Here is a 17,856-nt window from a genome sequence, read left to right on the forward strand (position 1 = left end):
GCTCCGGGCGCGGGCCACGATAGACTGTCTGTAATCGGCCGGCGCGCCGTCGGCCGCAGACGCGCAAAAGACCTGTGTTGCGGAGATTGCCTGGTGGAGTTCGTCCAGTACCGTGAGGTTCTGCCCGGTCTTCAGGAACATGGACTCATCGAGGCCACGGACGAGGCGGGCCTGACGCGCCTTGAGATCGAACCGCAGCCTCGCCTCAAGACGCTGCACGTGCGCGATGCCGCCAGCAAGGTGCAGCCGTATCCCGATGCCGTCGTGGTCGAGCATCCCAAGGCAGAACTGGCCGAGTTCCTCGAGCAGGCGCTCGATCGCATTCACCTGAGCGAAGTGCTGGTGATTCCGGTCGGCCAGTGGCGCGCCGTGATCGATTGCGTCGCCTTCGATCTCGCCGCGGATGAAGAATGGCGGGAAATCGACGCTCTGGCCGCACTGAACCAGAACACCCGCAACGCCCTGGCCGTGACGCGCGGCGAGACGCGGCTGCTCATCGACATGGTCCGCTCGCTGTTCAATAACGGCAGCGAGCCGAGCCAGGATATCGCCATCACTTCGGATGTCGCGCCGCTGCTGGTCGAGGTGTTTCACGACGGCGCCATCAGCCTCACCTGGGATGGCGCGATCATCGATGCCCTGCTCAAGCATCTGAGGGAATAGGCACCGAGGCATCGAATCAGAGGCGTGCCCAGTCAGCCTCCCTTCGGTCATGAGAATCTGGGGTCGAATGACGACGCGAAGGCTCCCGCAGAACCTCAGCCCCGTGGAAGGCTGCGCCGCGGAGCGCTTGGCCCGCGACGCGTACCATCCCCTGGTTCGGCTGCCGACGCAACATCCGGGCGACCCGTTGGTTAAAGAGGCAGCCGACTGCTGAAGGGGACCGAGTCGATGCGCCACGCGCGGGGTTTCACGCTGCTCGAACTGCTGGTGGTGATGGGCTTGATCAGCCTGCTCATCGCCATGCTCATGCCCAGTCTCTCCTGGGCCCGCAAGAGCGCCCGGCGCACCGCCTGCGCCTCCAATCTCCACCAGATCGCCATCGGCCTGACGAACTACCTCGGCGACAGCGACGGGATCCTGCCCTACTTCATCCCGCTCTCGAAACAGAATGGCGAGGAAGACCAGTCGGACATGCTCAAGGCGCTGCGGCGCTACATCGACGGCGATCCGGTCTGGACGTGCCCTGACGACAATACTGGTGTGGCCGAGCAGCTCGGCTCAAGTTACGACTACTGGCCGGGCTGGATCATGTGGGCGCGCGAGTTGTTTAAGGGCGATCCGCCGCGATCCGTGGCCCGGGTGGTGACGAAGTTCTATGAGTTCTCGCCGGAGAAGTATCCGGTGATGGCCGATGCCGAAGGCTGGCACGTGCCGCTGGATGAAACGGGTAAGAACGCGTCGTGGTGGGATGGATCGGTCTCGTCGCTGCGCGACTGGACGAATCCGCGCTGGCGCCAGTGATGATCGAATCTTCGCATGCAGGTGATCGATGAGTTGGCGTGATGCAATCTCCGGCTGGGGCGAGGCGCTGCGAAAGCAGGGCCGCTTTCTGCGCGAGCCGCGCGCCATCTGGGCGATGAGCATCAGCGGCGGCCTCGTGCTTGCGGGCGGGGCCGTGCTGGGCATTCTCGCGATGCTCCCCCTGCCCGAGCCGGATGTGATGGGCGACGATCTGCACGAGGTCGCGACGTTCGCGATGGCGGAAGACTTCAACCGCCTCACGCCTCGGGAGCGGATCAGTTACCTCCAGAAGTTCTTCGATCGATTCCGCGACTTCGACGAAGAGGACGCGGCCGAACTTTCGGAACTGATCGCCGATCTGAACTTCAAACTGCGCGAGCAGATCGAAGAGAACATGCGGCGACTGGCCGTCGATTTCCTCGCCGAGTCGGCGATGGAGTACACGAACGTGCCCGCCGACGAGCGCGAGGCCTTTCTGCGCAACCTGCTGCTGGAGTTGGACAAGATCGGCGACGGCTTCTCCGGCCGGGAGCGCGACATCAGCGACGCCGAGCGCATGGCCGCGATGGAGCGCCAAGGCAAGCGCGAGCAGGAGCACGCCAGCGAAGAGATCGGCTCGACCGTCGATCCGCGCGGGGTGAACATGATCTTCAACCTCTACGAGACCGAGGTCTCGGGCAAGGTGCCCGCCGTGCAGCGCGGCGCCATCGCCCGGCTCATGCTCGATCTCACGAAGATCCGCCGCGGTCAGTCGATCAATCCTCGCAACTGAAGACGGCACGTGCGGCGCTGATTGAGCGCCCTACTGCTCGGTCAGCGCTTTGCTCAGATCGCTGATCGACTTCTTGGCATCGCCGAAGAACATGAGCGTGTTGGGCGCGAGGAAGAGTTCGTTTTCGACGCCCGCGTAGCCTGCGGCGAGCGATCGCTTGCAGACGATGACGGTCTGCGCCTTATCGACGTTGAGAATCGGCATGCCGTAGATCGGGCTCGACTTGTCGTGGCGCGCTGCAGGATTGACGACGTCGTTGGCGCCGATGACCATCGCAATCTCGGCCGTCTCGAACTCGGGATTGCACTGATCGAGATCGAGCAGCCGGTCGTAAGGAATGTCCACCTCGGCCAGCAGCACGTTCATGTGTCCGGGCATGCGGCCGGCGACGGGATGGATGCCGAAATAGACCTCAGTACCAGCCTTCTGGAGCAAGTGGTACAGATCGCGCACGGCGTGCTGCGCCTGGGCGACGGCCATGCCGTAGCCGGGCACGATGATGACCTTGCGCACCCCATCTAGCATCATGGCGAGTTCTTCGGCGTCCACGGTGCGCACGGGCCGGTCGTCGTGCTGCTGGCTGGCGGCGCCGGTGCTGTCATCGGTGCCCACCCCTCCGAAGAGCACGTTGGCGAGGCTGCGGTTCATCGCCTTGCACATGATTGACGTGAGGATGATCCCGCTGGCGCCCACGAGCGCGCCCGACACAATCAGCGCCTTGTTGGGCGGGTCGAGGATGAAGCCCGTGGCGCACGCGGCGATGCCGGAGTAACTGTTGAGCAGGGCGACCATCACGGGCATGTCCGCCCCGCCGATGGCGATGGTCAGCGTCACGCCGAGGATGGATGACAGAGCCGCGATGATCAGCAGCGTCCAGCCGGCCGTGTTGTCCAGGCCGATCCAGAAACTGGCGACGACCGACAGGCCGAACATCAGCGCGTTGCCGATGAGTTGCCCGGTCCACTGGCGCGGCCGGCCGGCGATGAGGCCCTGCAGTTTGCCGTATGCGACCATGCTGCCGGTGAAGGTCACGCAGCCGACGAGCACGCTCAGGCCCATGGTCAGGCCCTGGTCGAAGGTGATGGGCAGCGTGATGTCATCCGAGCGGCGCAGGTATTCGCTGCCGACGACGAGCACCGACGCCAGACCGCCGAATCCGTTGAAAAGCGCCACGAGCTGGGGCATGGCGGTCATCTGGATGCGGATGGCCAGAACAGCGCCGACGGCTGAGCCCACGACCATTCCTGAGATGATCCAGATGAGGCTCATCGCGCTCTGGATGTAGAGGGTGGCGACGATGGCCAGGAGCATGCCGACGCCGGCGGTCATGTTGCCGCGCCGCGCGGTGCGCGGCGAGCTGAGTTGCTTGATGCCGAAGATGAACAGGACCGCCGCGACGAGATACGCGATGTCCTGAGTCAATTCAACCCACAGCGGCATGGGCGTGACGATAGTGGCGAGGTGGAGCATGTGGTGGAATCCAAACCTGCAAGACCCGACGCCGCACTGATATGCGGCCGGCTGTCAAACTCGGGATCACTTCCTCTTGAACATCTGCAGCATGCGATCGGTGACGAGAAAGCCGCCGACGACGTTGATCATCGCAAACACGATGGCGAGAAAGCCCAGGACGGTGACGGTCCAGTGGCCCGGCTCCATGTGAATAATGCAAATGAGCGCGCCGACGATGGTGATGCCTGAGATGGCGTTGGAGCCGCTCATCAGCGGGGTGTGCAGCGTCGCCGGCACCTTCTGGATGATCTCGAATCCGTAGAGCGAAGCGAGCACCAGGATGAACAGCACCGCGATCAGCAGCGCCGAGCGCGTCGTGGGCGTCGCGTCTTGCGCGAGCAGCACTGACATCATGTTCCATGCACCGGTCATGTGGCGGCTCCTTGAGTCGCGGTGGCCACGGCGCTCAGGCCCAGTGCCTGGCGCACGCGAGGCGAAACGATTTCCCCGTCGTGCGTCACAGTCATGCCCGCGACGACTTCATCCTCGAAGTTCAGGGTGAGGTTCCCCTGTTTGTCGGCAATTGTTCCCAGCAGCGTGGTGAGGATACGGCTGAGCATCTGGCTCGCGTGGTACGGGATCGTCGCAGGCAGGCCGGTCAGTCCGATGATGGTGACATGGTGCCTGGTAACGATGCGGCCGGGCTCAGTAAGCGTGCAGTTGCCGCCCGTCTCCGCGGCGAGATCGACGATGACTGAGCCGCGATTCATGCCGCGCACCATGTCTTCATCGATCAGTTTGGGCGCCGGCCGGCCGGGGACGGCGGCAGTGGTGATGACCACGTCGGCCCCGATCACCACGTTGTGCATCTGCTGGCGCTGCTGCTGCTGTTCGGACTCGCTCTGGGCGGCGGCGTACCCCCCCTGCCCTTCCTTCTTTTCGATCTGGAACTCGATGAAACGGGCCCCGAGGCTCTCGACCTGCTCCTTGACCGCCGGGCGGAGGTCATAGGCTTCGACGACGGCGCCCAGACGCTTGGCGGTCGCAATGGCCTGCAGTCCCGCAACGCCGGCCCCGATGATGAAGACCTTGGACGCGTTGATCGTGCCCGCAGCAGTCATCATCATCGGGAACTGCCGGGGCAGGTGCGTCGCGCCGAGCAGCACGCCCTTGTAGCCCGCCAGGCTCGACATGGCCGAGAGAACATCGACGGCCTGGGCGCGGGTGATGCGCGGCACGAGTTCGTAGGCCATGGCCGTGACGGCGGCAGAGACGCAGGCGTTGACGATTTCGGGATTCTGAAGCGGCGCGAGCATGCCGATGAGCACGGCGCCGCGCTTCATGCGCTCGACGTCGCCCGGTGTGGGCGCCCCGACCATCGCGACGACGTCGCTGGTGCTCCACAGCTCGTTCGCGTCGGCGGCGACGGCAGCGCCTTCGTAGGCTTTGTCGTCAAAGCCGGCTTCAAGGCCGGCGCCGGATTCGAGCAGCACCTTGATGCCGACGCGGCTGAGCCGCTTCATGGCGTCGGGAGTCAGCGCGACGCGCTGGTCGCCCGAGCGGCTCTCGTTGGGAATGCCAAGTGTGATCACGTTGCCCTCCCATGAAGGAAAACGGCGATGAAACAGCGTGCCGCGCTATGCTAGGGTGGCGAATCGGCTATGCCAGTCCGCAATAGCCGGATTGGCTGTCTCGGGCGATGATCAGGGTGAGATTACTGTACCCTGGCGGCGGCGATGTTGGAGACCCCGCCCTGCTGTGCCGCCTGAATCCACACGCCGCGCCCGGCCGCGCCCGGCGGAATGCGGCGGGCAAAAGACGCGTGGCCGTTGCTGTCTGCCACCGCGTCGCCGGCGCTGGTCGGATTGCGCAGGCCGAGCGTGACGCCCAGTTGGTTCACGCGCTGCTCGCCCAGACCGGACAGGCTGTAGATGAAATGGACCCGCTGGCCGGGCGTCGCGCCGGTCACATCGAATGTCGTCGTCTGGCCCGCGGTGAGGCTGTCGTAAGCCAGCGTCATCACCGGCGCATCGCCCAGCGCCGTCTCCACGTTGAGTTGGAGGCGCCGCGAGGGGTCCGCGGCATACTCGCGGCTGTGGAAGTAGCCCAGGCGCGAAGCACCGGCGCTTTCGAAGGTGTTCTTGTACATCCAGCCCTGGTGCGACTGGCTCGTGATCTCATCCTGCACGAGAGCGGTCACGTCCCAGTCGATCCAGCCGGTGTAGAAACTGTCGCCCGTCTGGGCCGTGGCCCAGACCTGGCTGGCAAAAGCCGGCTGGTTGGCCCAGGTGACGGTGCTCTCATCCCAGGTGGAGGTGACCTTGTGGACGTTTGTGTCGAGCCCGCCCGCGGCCGGCTCGGTATCGAACTGGTACGCGCTCAGCACAGCGCCGGTAATCGCGTTCGAGTTGCCCGGCAGCAGGTCGAGCAGGTCGAAGCGCACAAAGGTGCGGATGTTGCCCAAGCCCCAGAATGAGCCGCGGCCGATCCAGATCACGTCTGATGAGCCGTTGTTCTCGTTTGGCGCAACGTCGCGGGTGTGGGCGTCGGCGGTCGGATAGAGCGTAACGACGCTCTGGGTGCGGGCTGCGGCGGTGAATGCGTTGGCGGCAAGCAGACAGGTCAAGGCGGTCGTGGGGCGCATGGGTTCTCTCCTCCGGTGGTCGGTTCGTGGTTTGGAATCGTTCTGAGGATACAGGAAATCGAAGGGGAACGCAAGGGTCGGAAGAGGCGGGTGCCGCTGTCGGGTCGGAATACCGTCTTTGGGGCGCTGTCCTATTCGTGCGGACACGCCGCGCTGGAGAGATGAGATGTGCAAGGCGAACCCATCCCGCCAAAGTGATCGCCGCCGGCGGCTCAGCGCATTTCTCTCCAGCCACTGGGCCGAATGCTGCCTCGCGGTGGCCATGCTGGCGGCGATGGCGGTCTCGGGTTGCGATTCGTTCTACATGTGGACCGGCCCCGACGGGCAGACCCGCTACACATCCGATCCGCCCGAGTCGTACCCGGTTGAAGAGCGCGCAAGGGAGCACCCTGCGTTCTGGCGTTAAGCCCGATAACCGGTAACGCCATTCACTCAGTTCGGGTGCATAGTCCGGTCGCGGCTGCGTTAGACCCGCCGCGGGACTGGGAACGGGAAAACTCCTTCCAGCTGCTTGCAATGGCCGGCCGAACGTGTTCTAATACCCGCGATCGGGATCCGCCCCCTCACCAAGGAGCCTGCGATGTTCTCATCCATCGGCCGCAGTTGGGAGTTCGCGAAGATGAGCTACGGCATCATCTGGGACTTCAAGCAACTGATCGTCTTTCCGATCATCTCGACCTTTGCCGCCCTGGCGGTGCTCGCGTCCTTCCTCATCCCGCTCTGGGGCACGGGCACACTGGAGCAGTGGATGGAGTTCATGGACCGCGAAAGCGGCGCCCAGGGTGGTCCGCCGGTGCTGTTCTACGTCGTCGCTTTCGCGTTCTATTTCGCCAACTACTTCGTGATCATCTTCTTCAACGCCGGGCTGACGGCGTGCGCGTTCCGCGTGCTCGAAGGGAAAGCGCCCACGGTGGGCTACGGGATGTCGATGGCCGGCAAGCGCCTGCCGCAGATCCTCGGCTGGTCGCTCGTCTCGGCGGTGATCGGCGTGCTGCTCAAGGTGGTCGAGAATGCCAATGAGAAAGCAGGCCAGTGGATCGCCGCCCTGCTCGGTTCGGCGTGGACGGCGATGACCTACTTCGTGGTGCCCGTAATCGTGCTCGACGGCGCCGGCCCTTACGCGGCGTTCAGCAAGTCGATGTCCACCCTCAAGAGCACGTGGGGCACGGCGCTCGTGGGCAACTTCTCGCTTGGCCTGCTTTCCTTCCTCGTCATGCTGCCGGTCATGCTGATCTGCGGCGTGCTCGGGTTTCTCGCCTGGCAGTCAGGCAGCACGGCCCTGTTCGTGCTGGTCGTCGTGGTCGGCGTGGCGATCGTGGTCATGACCACGGCATTCACGAGCGCGGCGGACGTCGTGTTCAAAGCCATTCTGTACAACTGGGCAACCGGCAAGACGGCGCCGGCGGGCGTGGACACCGTGTATCTGCAGGAGGCATTCCGCTCGAAGAGCTGACAACGCGAACCGCGGCGGCGGCCCGGATCAGCGGCGGCTATGATTCATTCCGGAACTCGCCAGGGATTCGGGCGTCCAACAACCTGTTCTGGCCGCGTGGTTTGTCGCGTGGCGCCCGGTCCGATTCTGCTCTGAAGGGAAGGCCCCATGCTCCAGTCTGCTCGCTTCTCAATCGCCGCGTTGTGCCTGGCCGCCCCCATGGGCCTGCTCACCGTCACGCTGGCCGGCTGTGGCGACTCGGGCGGCGAAAGCGCCGCGGTCGAAGAGGCCCGCTACGTCGTGCCCAGCGATGAGCCCGGCACGCCCATGTCCGATACCGGTTTCATCCGCGTGGACGACCGCATCGCCGGCGGCCGGCTTATTTCGACCACCGCAAGCAAGCTGAATCTCACGGACGAAAAGCCTCGCCGCATCATCGACGGGCGGCAGGTCTTCACCAAGGCCCAGTACACGGCGTTCGTCAACTCGCCGGTGCTCCGCCTCGAAAAGATCTTCAGCCCGGCAGACGCCGTCGTCGTGATGGTGGACGTGGGGAGCGAGTCGCCGTTCCCGCTCAAGTCCGTTTCGAGCGCCGATCGCGACAAGTTCATTCCCGCGCCGGTGCTGCACGATGACATCGGCAACACCTACTGGCCGGTCGGGTATTTCTACAAAGACCTCGACAACGAGACGCTGGAGATCAACATCGACCTGTCGAGGCAGTTCAAGGACCTCAACCGCATTCCGCCGCTCAGCCGCTCCAAGCGACAGGAACTCACGCTCGTGTATCAGGTCAATCTCGGCGTGAACCTGACGGCGATCAGTTACGGCGGGCACGAGAAGCGGACGTTCAACATCGCCACGTCCGACCGGTTCTGACGCCGCTTCAGCCGGGCGCGGGTTTATCAGCCGGCGCCACGCTCGCGCTGAGCAGATCCGCCATGTGGTAGAACCCCGGCGGCTGGCGCACGAGCCACTGTCCCGCCCGCAGCGCGCCCAGCGCAAAGAGCGATCGCGAGGTGGCCCGGTGCGTGACCTCGATGTATTCACCCTCGCCGGCAAAGCGAACGGCGTGTTCGCCCACGACGTCGCCGCCGCGCAACGCGTGAATCTGTTCGCGTTCGACGGCGGCTCCGCCTCGGCGCGCAGCGTCGGCGAGCATGAGCGCCGTGCCCGAGGGCGCATCCTTCTTGCGGCTGTGATGGGCCTCCACGATCTCCACGCGATACCCCGGCCCGAGGCTGCGCGCGGCGATCTCGACAAGCCGCGCGCATGTCGCCACGCCAATGCTGGTGTTGGGCGCCAGCAGCACGGGGATGCGCCGCGCCGCCGCCTGGAGGACCTGCACGATCGACTCGGGCAGCCCCGTCGTGCCCACGAGCAGCGCCGCCCCTTCGCGCAGCGCGATCTGGATGGCGGTTTCGGTCCCCGCGGGCGTCGAGAAGTCGATGACCAGATCACACTTGCCGCCGTAGTTGGGCGTGACGACTGTCGCGTGATCGGCGCTGCTGAACGAAGATTGCCCCAGACGGGTGCTGCGCGGGTGGGCCACGGCTCCGACCAGTTCCCAGTGCTTCTCGTCAGCGCCCGCCAGTTCGCAGATCAGCCGGCCGACCCGGCCGCTGGCGCCCGTCACCACGAGGTTGATGTACTGGCGTTCGCTCATGCCCTTCCTGCCTGTTTCACTTATTCGCTCCGCCTGGTGATGGTGAAGTTGGCGATGTGCGGTCCGGAGATGACCGTCAGACCGGAGAGATGATCGAACGACACGGCCTTGCTGGTGATGCCGCTGCTCAGTTCAACGCTGTCGAGATCGAGATAGCCGAAGATCTTGATCTCCTTGTTCTTCACGCGGTTGATGAGTTCGGTCGGCCCGCTGAGCGTGATCTCGCTGATGACCGGATCGGCCAGCGTGACGTCGTAGTTCTGATCGAGCGGCAGGATGACGAGTTTGATCGGCACCGGGCCGAACGTCGTCTGCGCCTGGCGCGACTTGAGGCGGAACGTCAGGCTCGCGCGGGCGCCCTCGGGCAGCCGCACCTGATTGGCGTTCGTGCCCAGCATGGTGACGAGTTGAACGCGGACGTCAATGGTGTGCGACTGGCCTTCGGCGAGTTGATCGAGGTCTTCGCGGGCGGGCGTGGCCACGAGCCGAATCTGGTTGGGCGCCAGCGGCAACAGCGACTCGGCCATCTCGACCGTCATCGTCTCCGGCTCAACGAGTACGGCGCCCTCGATGGCCAGGTCGCCAAAGTCGCCGGCCACGACGGGCAGCTTCTGCTCGACCCAGCGGTCGATGCTCACGCGGAGCATCTGCATCTGCGACTCGGAAATGGTGATGCCCTTGTTCCTGAACCACGGGTGCTTTTCGAGCACGGAGCGGGCGAGGTACTCGCGCGAGCCCGGCGTGGCGTCGATTTCATCGCCTACGTTGAGGGTGATGCGGTCGCTGGCGAGCTGGATGTTGCGCTGCAGTTCGTCGAGTTGAGCACGGGGGCCGCTGAACTGAAAGACGTACACGCGATTCGGATCAGCCAGGCGCGCGATGAGGTCGCTGCCCTCGGGCGTGCGCAACTGGAAGGTCACCTTGGCCTCAAGCGGCGTGGGCGGATTGGCCTGCTCGGCGTAGAGCCAGATCAGCAGCGTCACGACCGTTACGGTAAAGATGGTCTTGAAGCCCTCGCTCATGCTTCAGCCTTCTCTTCACTGTCCGCTCCGGCGTCGCGCCGTTCGCGACTGGTCTCTTTGGTGGACGACTCATCCGAGAAGCCGGTTTCTTCGATCACGGGGCCATTCGAGTTGGCTTCCGTCAGCAGCCGCTGGGCCAGAAACGTGCGAAGGTGGTCGATGCTCTCCATGCGATTGAGCTGGCCGCGCTCGGCCACGGAGATGCCCCCGGTCTCTTCGCTGACGACGACGGCGAGGCAGTCGGACTCTTCGGTGATACCCAGAGCAGCCCGGTGGCGCGAGCCGAGGCGAGGATCGACGTCGGATCGTTTGGTCAGGGGAAACTGCACGGACGCCGCCAAGACGCGCTTGCCCTGGATGACCACGCCGAGATCGTGCAGGGCGCTGTTGGGCCAGAAGATGGACTGGAGCAGCGGCGCGGAGACTTCGGCGTTGAGTTGCGTGCCGTTCTCCACGATGCCGCTGAGCCCGACGCGGCGCACGATCGCCACGAGCAGGCCGATTCGGTTCTTGCTGTTGAATTCGCAGGCCTGGACGAGCGCTTCGATCATCGGGGCCAGTTCGGAGCGGGAAGCCCGGAAGAAGGTCGCCTCGCCAAGGCGGATGAGGGCCCGGCGGAGTTCGGGCTGGAAGATGACGAGCACGCCGATGGCCGCAAAGCCCAGCGCCTTGTCGTAGAGGAAGTTGAGCCGCTGGAAGCTCTCGCCGTTCTGGGCCAGCACGCGCACGAAGACTGTGCCGACCACGAGCAGCAGGGCGAGGCCCTTGATGATGCCGGCCCCGCCGGTGTCGCGGAGGAACCGCACGATGATGAAAACGACCAGCCAGATGATGGCCAGTTCGATCGCCACCTCGATTTTCGAGTAGTTGTTGAGGCGGGTCAGAAGTTGGCTGAGGTTCTCAAACACGGTGCGGCGTAGAAAAAGGCCCCGCCGGGCGTGAAACCGGCCCGCGTCGGCCGGCCGCTTCACATCCCCGGCTCAGATCTGCCGCCCCTCCAGACAGCCCCGTAAATATAGCCCGCGATCTTGGCTTGACCGTTGACGGGCCTATACTTGCCGCCTCAAAAAAACGAGGCGCTAACGACATTTGGAGCATTCCCGTGTACGCGATCATCGAAGACAGCGGCAGCCAGATCAAAGTCACCAAGGGTGATGTCCTCCAACTCGACCATCGCCATGTCGAGGACGGGGCCGAAATCGTCTTTGACCGCGTCCTCATGACCGGCAGCGGCGAAGGCGACGCGAAGATCGGCCAGCCGTATCTCAGCGGCGCCAAGGTGACGGGCAAAGTCGTCCGACACGAACTGGGCGAGAAGCTCGACGTGTACAAGTTCCGCCGGCGCACCGGCTACAAGCGCAAGACCGGCCACCGCCAGCCCTACATCGCCGTCGAGATCACCGACATCAAGGGCTGACCCGCGGCCAATCCGAACCGAAGCGACTTCCTGCGACCGCCGGGCCTGGGCCCGGCGGTTGTCGTTGCGCCGGCCGAACCCCAGGCCCCTACGCCAGGCGCTGGGCGATCGCCTGGGCCAGCCGGGGCGCTTCGGCCTTGTCGATGGGCCGCGCCGGCCAGTGGTGCGGCAGGCCCGAGCCGTCGGCGTACTTGGGGATGATGTGAAAGTGCACGTGCGGCACGGCCTGGCCCGCGGGCGCGCCATTGTTCTGCAGCACGTTGTACGCCGTAGCGCCCGTCGCCGCAATCACCGCCCCGGCGATGCGCGCCACGGCCCGGCCCAGCGCGGCCGCCACGTCCTCGGGCACCTCGTGCAGTTTCACGTAGCGCTGCCTGGGGATGACCAGCGTGTGCCCCCGGCTGAGCGGGTTGATATCCAGAAACGCGTAGACGTGCTCGTCTTCGTACACGCGGTGCGAGGGAATCTCGCCCGCGGCGATGCGCTCGAAGAGGTGGTCGAGATCGGACATGGTGGACTCCCGATTGGGGCTGTGCGAGGCCTGCGTGAGGATACCCGGGCTCACTAGAATGGCCCATGCCTGAGGTGGACCAGGATGGAGCGGCCCCGCCGCGCCCGCGCGTCGTGCTGCTGGGCGCCAGCAATCTGACGCTGGGCGTGTCAACGATCACGCAACTGGCCCGCGCGCAGGTCGGCGGGCCGTGCGACATGTACATCGCGCTGGGCCACGGCCGATCCTACGGACAGTGGAGCAACATCCTCGGCCGCAAGTTGCCGGGCATCCTCCAGAGCGAGCTCTGGGAGGCGCTGGCCAAAGCCGAGCCGGGCCCGACCTACGCACTGGTCACGGATGTGGGCAACGACATCGCGTATTGCGTGGAGCCCGAAGTCATCGCGCGCTGGCTGGCCGAGGCGGTGGCGCACCTGCGAGCCCACGATGCCAAAGTCGTCATGACCGCCCTGCCGCTGCAGAGCATCGAGCGACTCGGGCCCAAGCGGTTTCAACTCTTCCGCCGGCTCTACTTTCCGCACAAGCCGCTCACCTACGACATGATGCGCGACGCCGTGCAGGTGCTCAACGAGAAAATGCGCGCCATGGCGCACTGCAGCGGCGTGCGCATCGCCGAGCAGAGCGGCGCGTGGTACGGCTTTGATCCGATCCACCTGCGCGTGCAGCACTGGAACGCCGCCTGGGGAGGCGTGCTGGCGCACTGGACCGAGCGTGCCGGCAGCACGTGCCGCGCGACGACGCAGGTGGGCCGCTGGCTCTCGCTGTGCACCGCCACCCCAACCGAACGCATCCTCTGGGGCATCGAGCAGGCGGGCGTGCAACCCGCGCGCACACTCACCGACGGGACGCGGATTTCGGTTTTTTAGTCGAGCGGTGCCAAGGCGCAGGCGTTACAACTGACCCGTCGCACGGCGCCAGAGCCATTCGATTCCCAGCAGCGACAGGAGCAGCGTCAGCAGCCAGGCGCGGTCCCAGATCGGCTCGGTGACGGGCTCGACTTCCGCGGCGACCGCTTCGGCCCGCAGATCATCCAGCACCGTCTGCGGCCGTTCCGCGTCATACACGTGCCCGCCCGTCGCCTCGGCCAGTGCGATCAGCGGCGCGTGGTCGGCGGAGAGATCGAGCCGCTCGCGACTCGGGTCGTGCACGATGAAGCGGCTCGTAAGCGTCTCGGGCTGCATGCCGGGGCAGTCGAGGCGGACGGTGTAGAGGCCCTCCTGTTCGGGCCGAAGCAGCGCGGTCAGGCGCGTGGCCGCGTCGTTGCTCGCGGCGGGTTCGAGCGTCTGCGATGAGCCGTCGGGCCCGATGACGGTAATTGCCGGATCGAGTGCGGCTGCATCCACGTAGCGCGTCTGCACGGTGATCTCTACGCTCTGGCCGGGCTGAACATTCAACCGGCTCAGCGAGAGGCCGACCGACTGGCCCGGCAGCAGTTCACCGCCTCCCGCGAGCCAGCGGACCGCGCGCGTCCAGAAGAGCGGAAACACGGGATCCAAATCGGCGCTCTCCGGCGGGAGCAGCGCCCACTTCCACAGGCCATCGACGAGTACGGCCAGCACCCGGCCGTGGCCGACCTGCTGGGTGGCCACCGCGGCGGGCAGGACGCCCTGCTCATCGCGCGCATCCGTGCGGGCCCAGATGATCGACGCGGCCCTCTCGCGGTCGATGCGCGTCTGCGCGATCATGCCGGGCATCTGCGAGAGGATGAGATCGGTGTTGCCCAGGCCTTCGAAGCTGAGCGGATCGCCCGCGGCCATCGTGCGGCTCGTGCGGAGGCGGCCGGCGCTGACAACCTCCTCGCCCCACTGCACAGGCACGATGGGATCGAGCGCCGCCTCGGCCGCGACGCCCGCCGGCGAATCACCGCCGAACGGCCGGCCGCGCGCGAGCACCAGGCTGCCGCCGTGCTCGGCCACGTACTCCACGAGCATCTCCGCCTTCTCACCAGGGAACCAGCGTTCGATGCCGCGACCGAGAATCACCACGTCGTAGCGGCTCAGATGCTCGGGCACGATCGGCGCCACAAGCGGCGCTTCAGCCGGTTCGTCCGGCGACGGCCCCGCGGTCTCGCTGACGTAACGCGTCATCTCCTCGCGCCGGCCGATGCCGATGACGGTCGTCAGGTCGATCTCGGCGGCGCTGCGCAGCGCGGCGATGAGATACTTCGTATCCCAGTACGGCTCATTCTCAAACAGCACCACGCGAATGTGCTGACGCGTCACCTGCACAAAGGCGTAATTCGCGTTGTTGTCCGTGCGGCTCTCGGCGGGCAGCGGCTCGATGCGCAGGCGAAACTCGCACAGCGAAACCATCGCCGCGTCTTCACCCTCGCCCTGAACCTGCTCGGGCCCGACCGGCGTAACGTCAAAGCTGAGCCGGGCGGGGGAATCGCCGAGCACGATTGCGGCGCTGTCGATGACCTGCCCGTTGCGTTCGAGGATGGCCGTGACGTGCTGACCGCTGAGGCCGACCTGGTTGATTTCGCCGCGCAGCGTGACGGACTGGCCGTCGTGAACGAAAGCGCGATCAGCAGAAAGGCGCACGTTGAGATCAGGCTGCTGGGCCGAGGTGCCGACGGGCACGCTCGAGATGGTGATGCCGCGCCGCCGCGCTGCCGACGCGAGCGTGGAAGCGGCGGCGCCGGTCGTGTCGCGGCCGTCGGTGAGCAGCACCATTGAGCCGATCGCCTCATCCGCCTGCTCGATGGCGCTGATCGCTTCGTGCACGAGTTGCGTCTCACTGCCGCTCGCGGTTACTTCGGCTGCCCCGGAGGCGCCAAGCGCGCGCGAGCCGGAGTCAAACGCCACGAGCCGCACGTGCGCGTGCTGCGCTGCGCGCTCGAGAAACACCGGATCGAGCCAGTGGCGGCGGAGGCGATCGATTCGCGACACCGCCTGGCCGCCGTCGCGTTCATCGGTGACGCACATGCTCGATGACGTGTCCACCATGAGCAGCACGCCCGGCTTGCGCAGCGCGCCTGGGCCGCGCTCGGCGCGAACCGGGTTGAGGAGCACCGCGGCCATGCCGAGCAGAGCGAGCAGGCGCAGCGCACCGCAGCCGGCGGCGTGAAGCCGGGCGCGCTGAGGCGGCCAGATGATGCGCTCGCTCGTGCGCCCCGCGCGGATCGACAGCAATACAGCGCCGGCGATGAGCAGCGCGATGAACACCGGATGCACAACCGGAGCGAACGTGACGGAAGATACTGCGGCGATATGCATCACGCCGCCGCCTCCCGCCGGGAGGCAAACCAGACCGTGCCGCTCTCGACCAGCGCGCTGAATACGACGAGCAACAGCAGCCAGGGCCAGAACTCCGTGCGTCGCGTGGCATCCGCGAATGCATCTCCGGCACCACGATCGGCGTCGGGGGCGCTCCGGTCGGGATCAATGCGCCGCTCGAGCGAGGCAATCGTCGCCTCGTCGGCGGCGGCCAGGTCCGACTCGCGCGGATTGATCACCACCGCAGCACCCGCGAGCCAGCGGCCGCCTGCCTCGTCGAGTACGCGCACCTGGCCGACCCGGTCGAGCCGCTCGAAACGGATGAATCGCCCCGTGTCATCGGTGAACAGCTCGTGCCGCACATCAGGCTCGATGCGGATGGACGCGCCCTCGCGCTCCGGCGGGAGTTCGACGAGCAGGTTCGCGCCGGGGTGCAGCGCTTCGATCGCCCCTTCCCCGCCGGTGAGCCAGGCCATCCACTCGTGCACCAGCGCGGGAAAGACGGGCAGGCGGGTGAGTTCGCTCGAATCGCGCGACAGCGAACCGTTGAGCACCAGCGCCCGGCCGCGACCGAGGCGCCCCACGGCGACGACGGGCAGGCCCTGTCCATCGCGAATGAGCACGGCAGCCCCGGGTGCCGCGGCGGCGCGGGAGACCTGTTCGTGCCGCACTCCAACGATCGAACTCAGCGCCGGACCGTCGAACGAAGCAAGCGCCTCGTGGAGCGCATCGGCGCTGCTCCACTGCACGCTGTGCGGCTGAGGCCGGAGGGAGTCAATCACCAGTGGCAGCGCCGGCTCATCGCCTTGCATGGAGGCGAAGGCGTCGGTTGCCGCAGCCGAATTGGCCGAATCAACGATCCACCAAAGACCCCGGCCCTCGCGCGCGAAGCGATCCACACTCATGAGCCAGTCGAGCAAGACATCGCCCGCTTCACAGATGATGACCGCATCCATCTCGCCCCAGTCGATCGCGTCTGGCCCGGTGCTTGACGCGTCTGTACGGCTCACCACGTACGGCGACTGATCGTCCGGGCGCAGAGCCGCTTGGAGATAGGTCGCGACATCGAGCGGTGCCGGCTCGCCGCCCACGATGAGCACGCGCCGGCTGCTTTGCACGGCAACCGTGGCTTCAATCGCGTTGTCCGCCTCCAGTGCATCAGGCGGGAGCGAGAGGCGCACGCTGACCGCGCCCTGCTCGGCCGGCGTGAAGGGAAATGAAACCGTCGCCGCGCCGCCGGGTTCGATGGTCGCAAGCGCGGCCGGCGTCGGCGAGCCGGCGCCGTCGATCGCGCACTCGACGGTCACGGTGGCCGCGCGCGGCCCGTAGTTGACGATCTGCGCCTGCACGAGGCAGGCTTGGCCGCGCGTCGGACGCGCCGGCGCAATCGAGAGTGATTCAATGGCGATGTTGGTGGCGGCGTCATCGGCAGCGAACGGCTCGACGATGAGTTCGCCGCCTGGGCCGGCTTCAAATGCGGCGAGGTCATTGATCTGCGACGCCTGCGCATCGGTGAACAGGATGATGCGGCGCACGGGGCGCGGGGTTGATTGGCCCGCGCGCTCAAGCGGCCCGGGCAGGCCCGCCGCGAGTTGCACGGCCTGGGCCAGGTCGGCTGAGCCCACCGTCGGCTGGAGTTTATCGAGAGCCGCATCGAGCGCCGCGAAGTTGCCCGTGAGGCGCGGCAGGACCGCCTCGTTCGTCACGCCGGCGACGACCAGGCCCACGCGATCGCGCGCTGCATCGCAAGAACCAATCAGCGCCCGGGCGCGGTCGGCGGCCTGGCGCAGCGGCGATTCGGCTCCTGATGCCCGGCTCATTGAGGCGGACGCGTCGATGACGATCACGAATTCGCGGCGCCCGCCTTCGCCACTGTGCCGCGCGCCGCTCCGCCAGCCCGGCCGCGCAAACGCGATCGCGAGCAGCGCGATCATGGCGATGCGGAGCATGAGCAGCAGCCACTGCGACCAGCGCAGCCGCCGGCCGCGCTGCGCCTGGGCGAGCGCGAGGAATCGGGCGGTGGGCAGAGAGATGGGCCGCGAGCCGCGCCGGCTGAGCAGATGCGCGACAATCGGCAGCGCGACGCCCGCCAGAGCCCAGAGCATCGTCGCGCTTTGCCATTCGAGAAATGCGATGATCATGTTCGCTGTCGCCCGCGGCCGGCTGCCGCACCTGTTCCGTGCTGGATTAAACGGCCGCCGGGCTCGCCGGGCGCACGGCGGCGCCAAGTCCGTCGGCGGCGGGCGGTTGCCGCTCGC

General features: G+C 66.4%; 18 protein-coding genes. 8 read left to right on the forward strand and 10 right to left on the reverse strand.

Annotation, left to right across the window (positions count from 1 at the left end; translation table 11 throughout):
* Positions 1-93 precede the first annotated feature (93 nt).
* The 3 genes from IT430_10645 (at position 94) to IT430_10655 (ending at position 2,236) form a co-directional block, all read left to right on the forward strand.
* Positions 94-663 (forward strand): hypothetical protein, encoded by a 570-nt coding sequence (locus IT430_10645; protein ID MCC6908389.1) that lies wholly within the window; start codon positions 94-96, stop codon positions 661-663.
* A 228-nt stretch (positions 664-891) separates the two neighbouring features.
* Positions 892-1,464, forward strand: coding sequence for a type II secretion system protein (locus IT430_10650; protein ID MCC6908390.1), 573 nt, complete (start codon positions 892-894; stop codon positions 1,462-1,464).
* A gap of 28 nt (positions 1,465-1,492) precedes the next feature.
* Positions 1,493-2,236 carry a hypothetical protein gene (locus tag IT430_10655; GenBank protein MCC6908391.1) on the forward strand — a complete coding sequence of 248 codons (744 nt, stop codon included), beginning with the start codon at positions 1,493-1,495 and terminating at the stop codon, positions 2,234-2,236.
* Positions 2,237-2,266: 30 nt separating this feature from the next.
* Here the strand turns inward: IT430_10655 and IT430_10660 are convergent, their stop codons facing one another.
* The 4 genes from IT430_10660 to IT430_10675 form a co-directional block, all read right to left on the reverse strand.
* Entirely contained in the window at positions 2,267-3,706 is a 1,440-nt protein-coding gene (locus IT430_10660) for an NAD(P)(+) transhydrogenase (Re/Si-specific) subunit beta (GenBank protein MCC6908392.1), read from the reverse strand.
* 66 nt (positions 3,707-3,772) lie between these two features.
* Positions 3,773-4,120 carry an NAD(P) transhydrogenase subunit alpha gene (locus IT430_10665; protein MCC6908393.1) on the reverse strand — a complete coding sequence of 116 codons (348 nt, stop codon included), beginning with the start codon at positions 4,118-4,120 and terminating at the stop codon, positions 3,773-3,775.
* The gene (locus tag IT430_10670) at positions 4,117-5,280 is read right to left on the reverse strand and encodes a Re/Si-specific NAD(P)(+) transhydrogenase subunit alpha (protein MCC6908394.1); all 1,164 of its coding nucleotides are present in this window, start codon (positions 5,278-5,280) and stop codon (positions 4,117-4,119) included. Before IT430_10670 ends, IT430_10665 begins: the two co-directional genes overlap by 4 nt.
* A gap of 122 nt (positions 5,281-5,402) precedes the next feature.
* The gene (locus tag IT430_10675; GenBank protein ID MCC6908395.1) at positions 5,403-6,332 is read right to left on the reverse strand and encodes a DNRLRE domain-containing protein; all 930 of its coding nucleotides are present in this window, start codon (positions 6,330-6,332) and stop codon (positions 5,403-5,405) included.
* Positions 6,333-6,498: 166 nt separating this feature from the next.
* On the opposite strand from IT430_10675, the gene IT430_10680 reads away from it, so the two are divergent.
* The 3 genes from IT430_10680 (at position 6,499) to IT430_10690 (ending at position 8,643) form a co-directional block, all read left to right on the forward strand.
* On the forward strand, positions 6,499-6,738 hold the full coding sequence (locus IT430_10680; protein ID MCC6908396.1) for a hypothetical protein: 240 nt from the start codon (positions 6,499-6,501) through the stop codon (positions 6,736-6,738).
* Positions 6,739-6,912: 174 nt separating this feature from the next.
* A complete protein-coding gene (locus IT430_10685) occupies positions 6,913-7,785 on the forward strand; it encodes a hypothetical protein (protein ID MCC6908397.1) in 873 nt (290 codons plus the stop codon).
* 147 nt (positions 7,786-7,932) lie between these two features.
* Positions 7,933-8,643, forward strand: a complete 711-nt coding sequence (locus IT430_10690; GenBank protein ID MCC6908398.1) for a hypothetical protein — start codon at positions 7,933-7,935, stop codon at positions 8,641-8,643.
* 7 nt (positions 8,644-8,650) lie between these two features.
* Here IT430_10690 and dapB read toward each other — a convergent pair whose 3' ends face one another.
* Genes dapB through IT430_10705 form a run of 3 tightly spaced genes read right to left on the reverse strand, consistent with a single transcriptional unit; the run spans position 8,651 to position 11,360 of the window.
* Positions 8,651-9,430 carry a 4-hydroxy-tetrahydrodipicolinate reductase gene (dapB, locus tag IT430_10695; protein MCC6908399.1) on the reverse strand — a complete coding sequence of 260 codons (780 nt, stop codon included), beginning with the start codon at positions 9,428-9,430 and terminating at the stop codon, positions 8,651-8,653.
* A 20-nt stretch (positions 9,431-9,450) separates the two neighbouring features.
* Positions 9,451-10,452 (reverse strand): hypothetical protein, encoded by a 1,002-nt coding sequence (locus tag IT430_10700; protein ID MCC6908400.1) that lies wholly within the window; start codon positions 10,450-10,452, stop codon positions 9,451-9,453.
* Positions 10,449-11,360, reverse strand: coding sequence for a TIGR00159 family protein (locus IT430_10705; GenBank protein MCC6908401.1), 912 nt, complete (start codon positions 11,358-11,360; stop codon positions 10,449-10,451). The genes IT430_10700 and IT430_10705 overlap by 4 nt, the downstream gene beginning before the upstream one ends.
* Before the next feature lie 194 nt (positions 11,361-11,554).
* Between IT430_10705 and rplU the strand changes: the two genes are divergently transcribed.
* A complete protein-coding gene (gene rplU, locus IT430_10710; protein MCC6908402.1) occupies positions 11,555-11,869 on the forward strand; it encodes a 50S ribosomal protein L21 in 315 nt (104 codons plus the stop codon).
* A gap of 88 nt (positions 11,870-11,957) precedes the next feature.
* On the opposite strand, the gene IT430_10715 is transcribed toward rplU, so the two are convergent.
* Positions 11,958-12,380: an HIT family protein gene (locus IT430_10715; protein ID MCC6908403.1), complete on the reverse strand. Its 423-nt coding sequence runs from the start codon at positions 12,378-12,380 to the stop codon at positions 11,958-11,960.
* Positions 12,381-12,445: 65 nt separating this feature from the next.
* On the opposite strand from IT430_10715, the gene IT430_10720 reads away from it, so the two are divergent.
* On the forward strand, positions 12,446-13,246 hold the full coding sequence (locus IT430_10720; protein MCC6908404.1) for a hypothetical protein: 801 nt from the start codon (positions 12,446-12,448) through the stop codon (positions 13,244-13,246).
* 24 nt (positions 13,247-13,270) lie between these two features.
* Here IT430_10720 and IT430_10725 read toward each other — a convergent pair whose 3' ends face one another.
* Complete coding sequence (locus tag IT430_10725) at positions 13,271-15,601, reverse strand: VWA domain-containing protein (protein ID MCC6908405.1); 2,331 nt, start codon at positions 15,599-15,601, stop codon at positions 13,271-13,273.
* Positions 15,598-17,739 (reverse strand): VWA domain-containing protein, encoded by a 2,142-nt coding sequence (locus tag IT430_10730; GenBank protein ID MCC6908406.1) that lies wholly within the window; start codon positions 17,737-17,739, stop codon positions 15,598-15,600. The genes IT430_10725 and IT430_10730 overlap by 4 nt, the downstream gene beginning before the upstream one ends.
* Positions 17,740-17,856 lie beyond the last annotated feature (117 nt).

The organism is Phycisphaerales bacterium, from assembly GCA_020852515.1.
Classification (GTDB): domain Bacteria; phylum Planctomycetota; class Phycisphaerae; order Phycisphaerales; family UBA5793; genus UBA5793.

Coding starts and splice junctions, on each gene's coding strand:
- IT430_10700 (MCC6908400.1), bottom strand. CDS start 10,452: ATGAGCGAGGGCTTCAAGACCATCTTTACCGTAACGGTCGTGACGCTG.
- IT430_10680 (MCC6908396.1), top strand. CDS start 6,499: ATGTGCAAGGCGAACCCATCCCGCCAAAGTGATCGCCGCCGGCGGCTC.
- IT430_10720 (MCC6908404.1), top strand. CDS start 12,446: ATGCCTGAGGTGGACCAGGATGGAGCGGCCCCGCCGCGCCCGCGCGTC.
- IT430_10650 (MCC6908390.1), top strand. CDS start 892: ATGCGCCACGCGCGGGGTTTCACGCTGCTCGAACTGCTGGTGGTGATG.
- IT430_10655 (MCC6908391.1), top strand. CDS start 1,493: ATGAGTTGGCGTGATGCAATCTCCGGCTGGGGCGAGGCGCTGCGAAAG.
- IT430_10685 (MCC6908397.1), top strand. CDS start 6,913: ATGTTCTCATCCATCGGCCGCAGTTGGGAGTTCGCGAAGATGAGCTAC.
- dapB (MCC6908399.1), bottom strand. CDS start 9,430: ATGAGCGAACGCCAGTACATCAACCTCGTGGTGACGGGCGCCAGCGGC.
- IT430_10715 (MCC6908403.1), bottom strand. CDS start 12,380: ATGTCCGATCTCGACCACCTCTTCGAGCGCATCGCCGCGGGCGAGATT.
- IT430_10660 (MCC6908392.1), bottom strand. CDS start 3,706: ATGCTCCACCTCGCCACTATCGTCACGCCCATGCCGCTGTGGGTTGAA.
- IT430_10665 (MCC6908393.1), bottom strand. CDS start 4,120: ATGACCGGTGCATGGAACATGATGTCAGTGCTGCTCGCGCAAGACGCG.
- IT430_10675 (MCC6908395.1), bottom strand. CDS start 6,332: ATGCGCCCCACGACCGCCTTGACCTGTCTGCTTGCCGCCAACGCATTC.
- IT430_10730 (MCC6908406.1), bottom strand. CDS start 17,739: ATGATCATCGCATTTCTCGAATGGCAAAGCGCGACGATGCTCTGGGCT.
- IT430_10690 (MCC6908398.1), top strand. CDS start 7,933: ATGCTCCAGTCTGCTCGCTTCTCAATCGCCGCGTTGTGCCTGGCCGCC.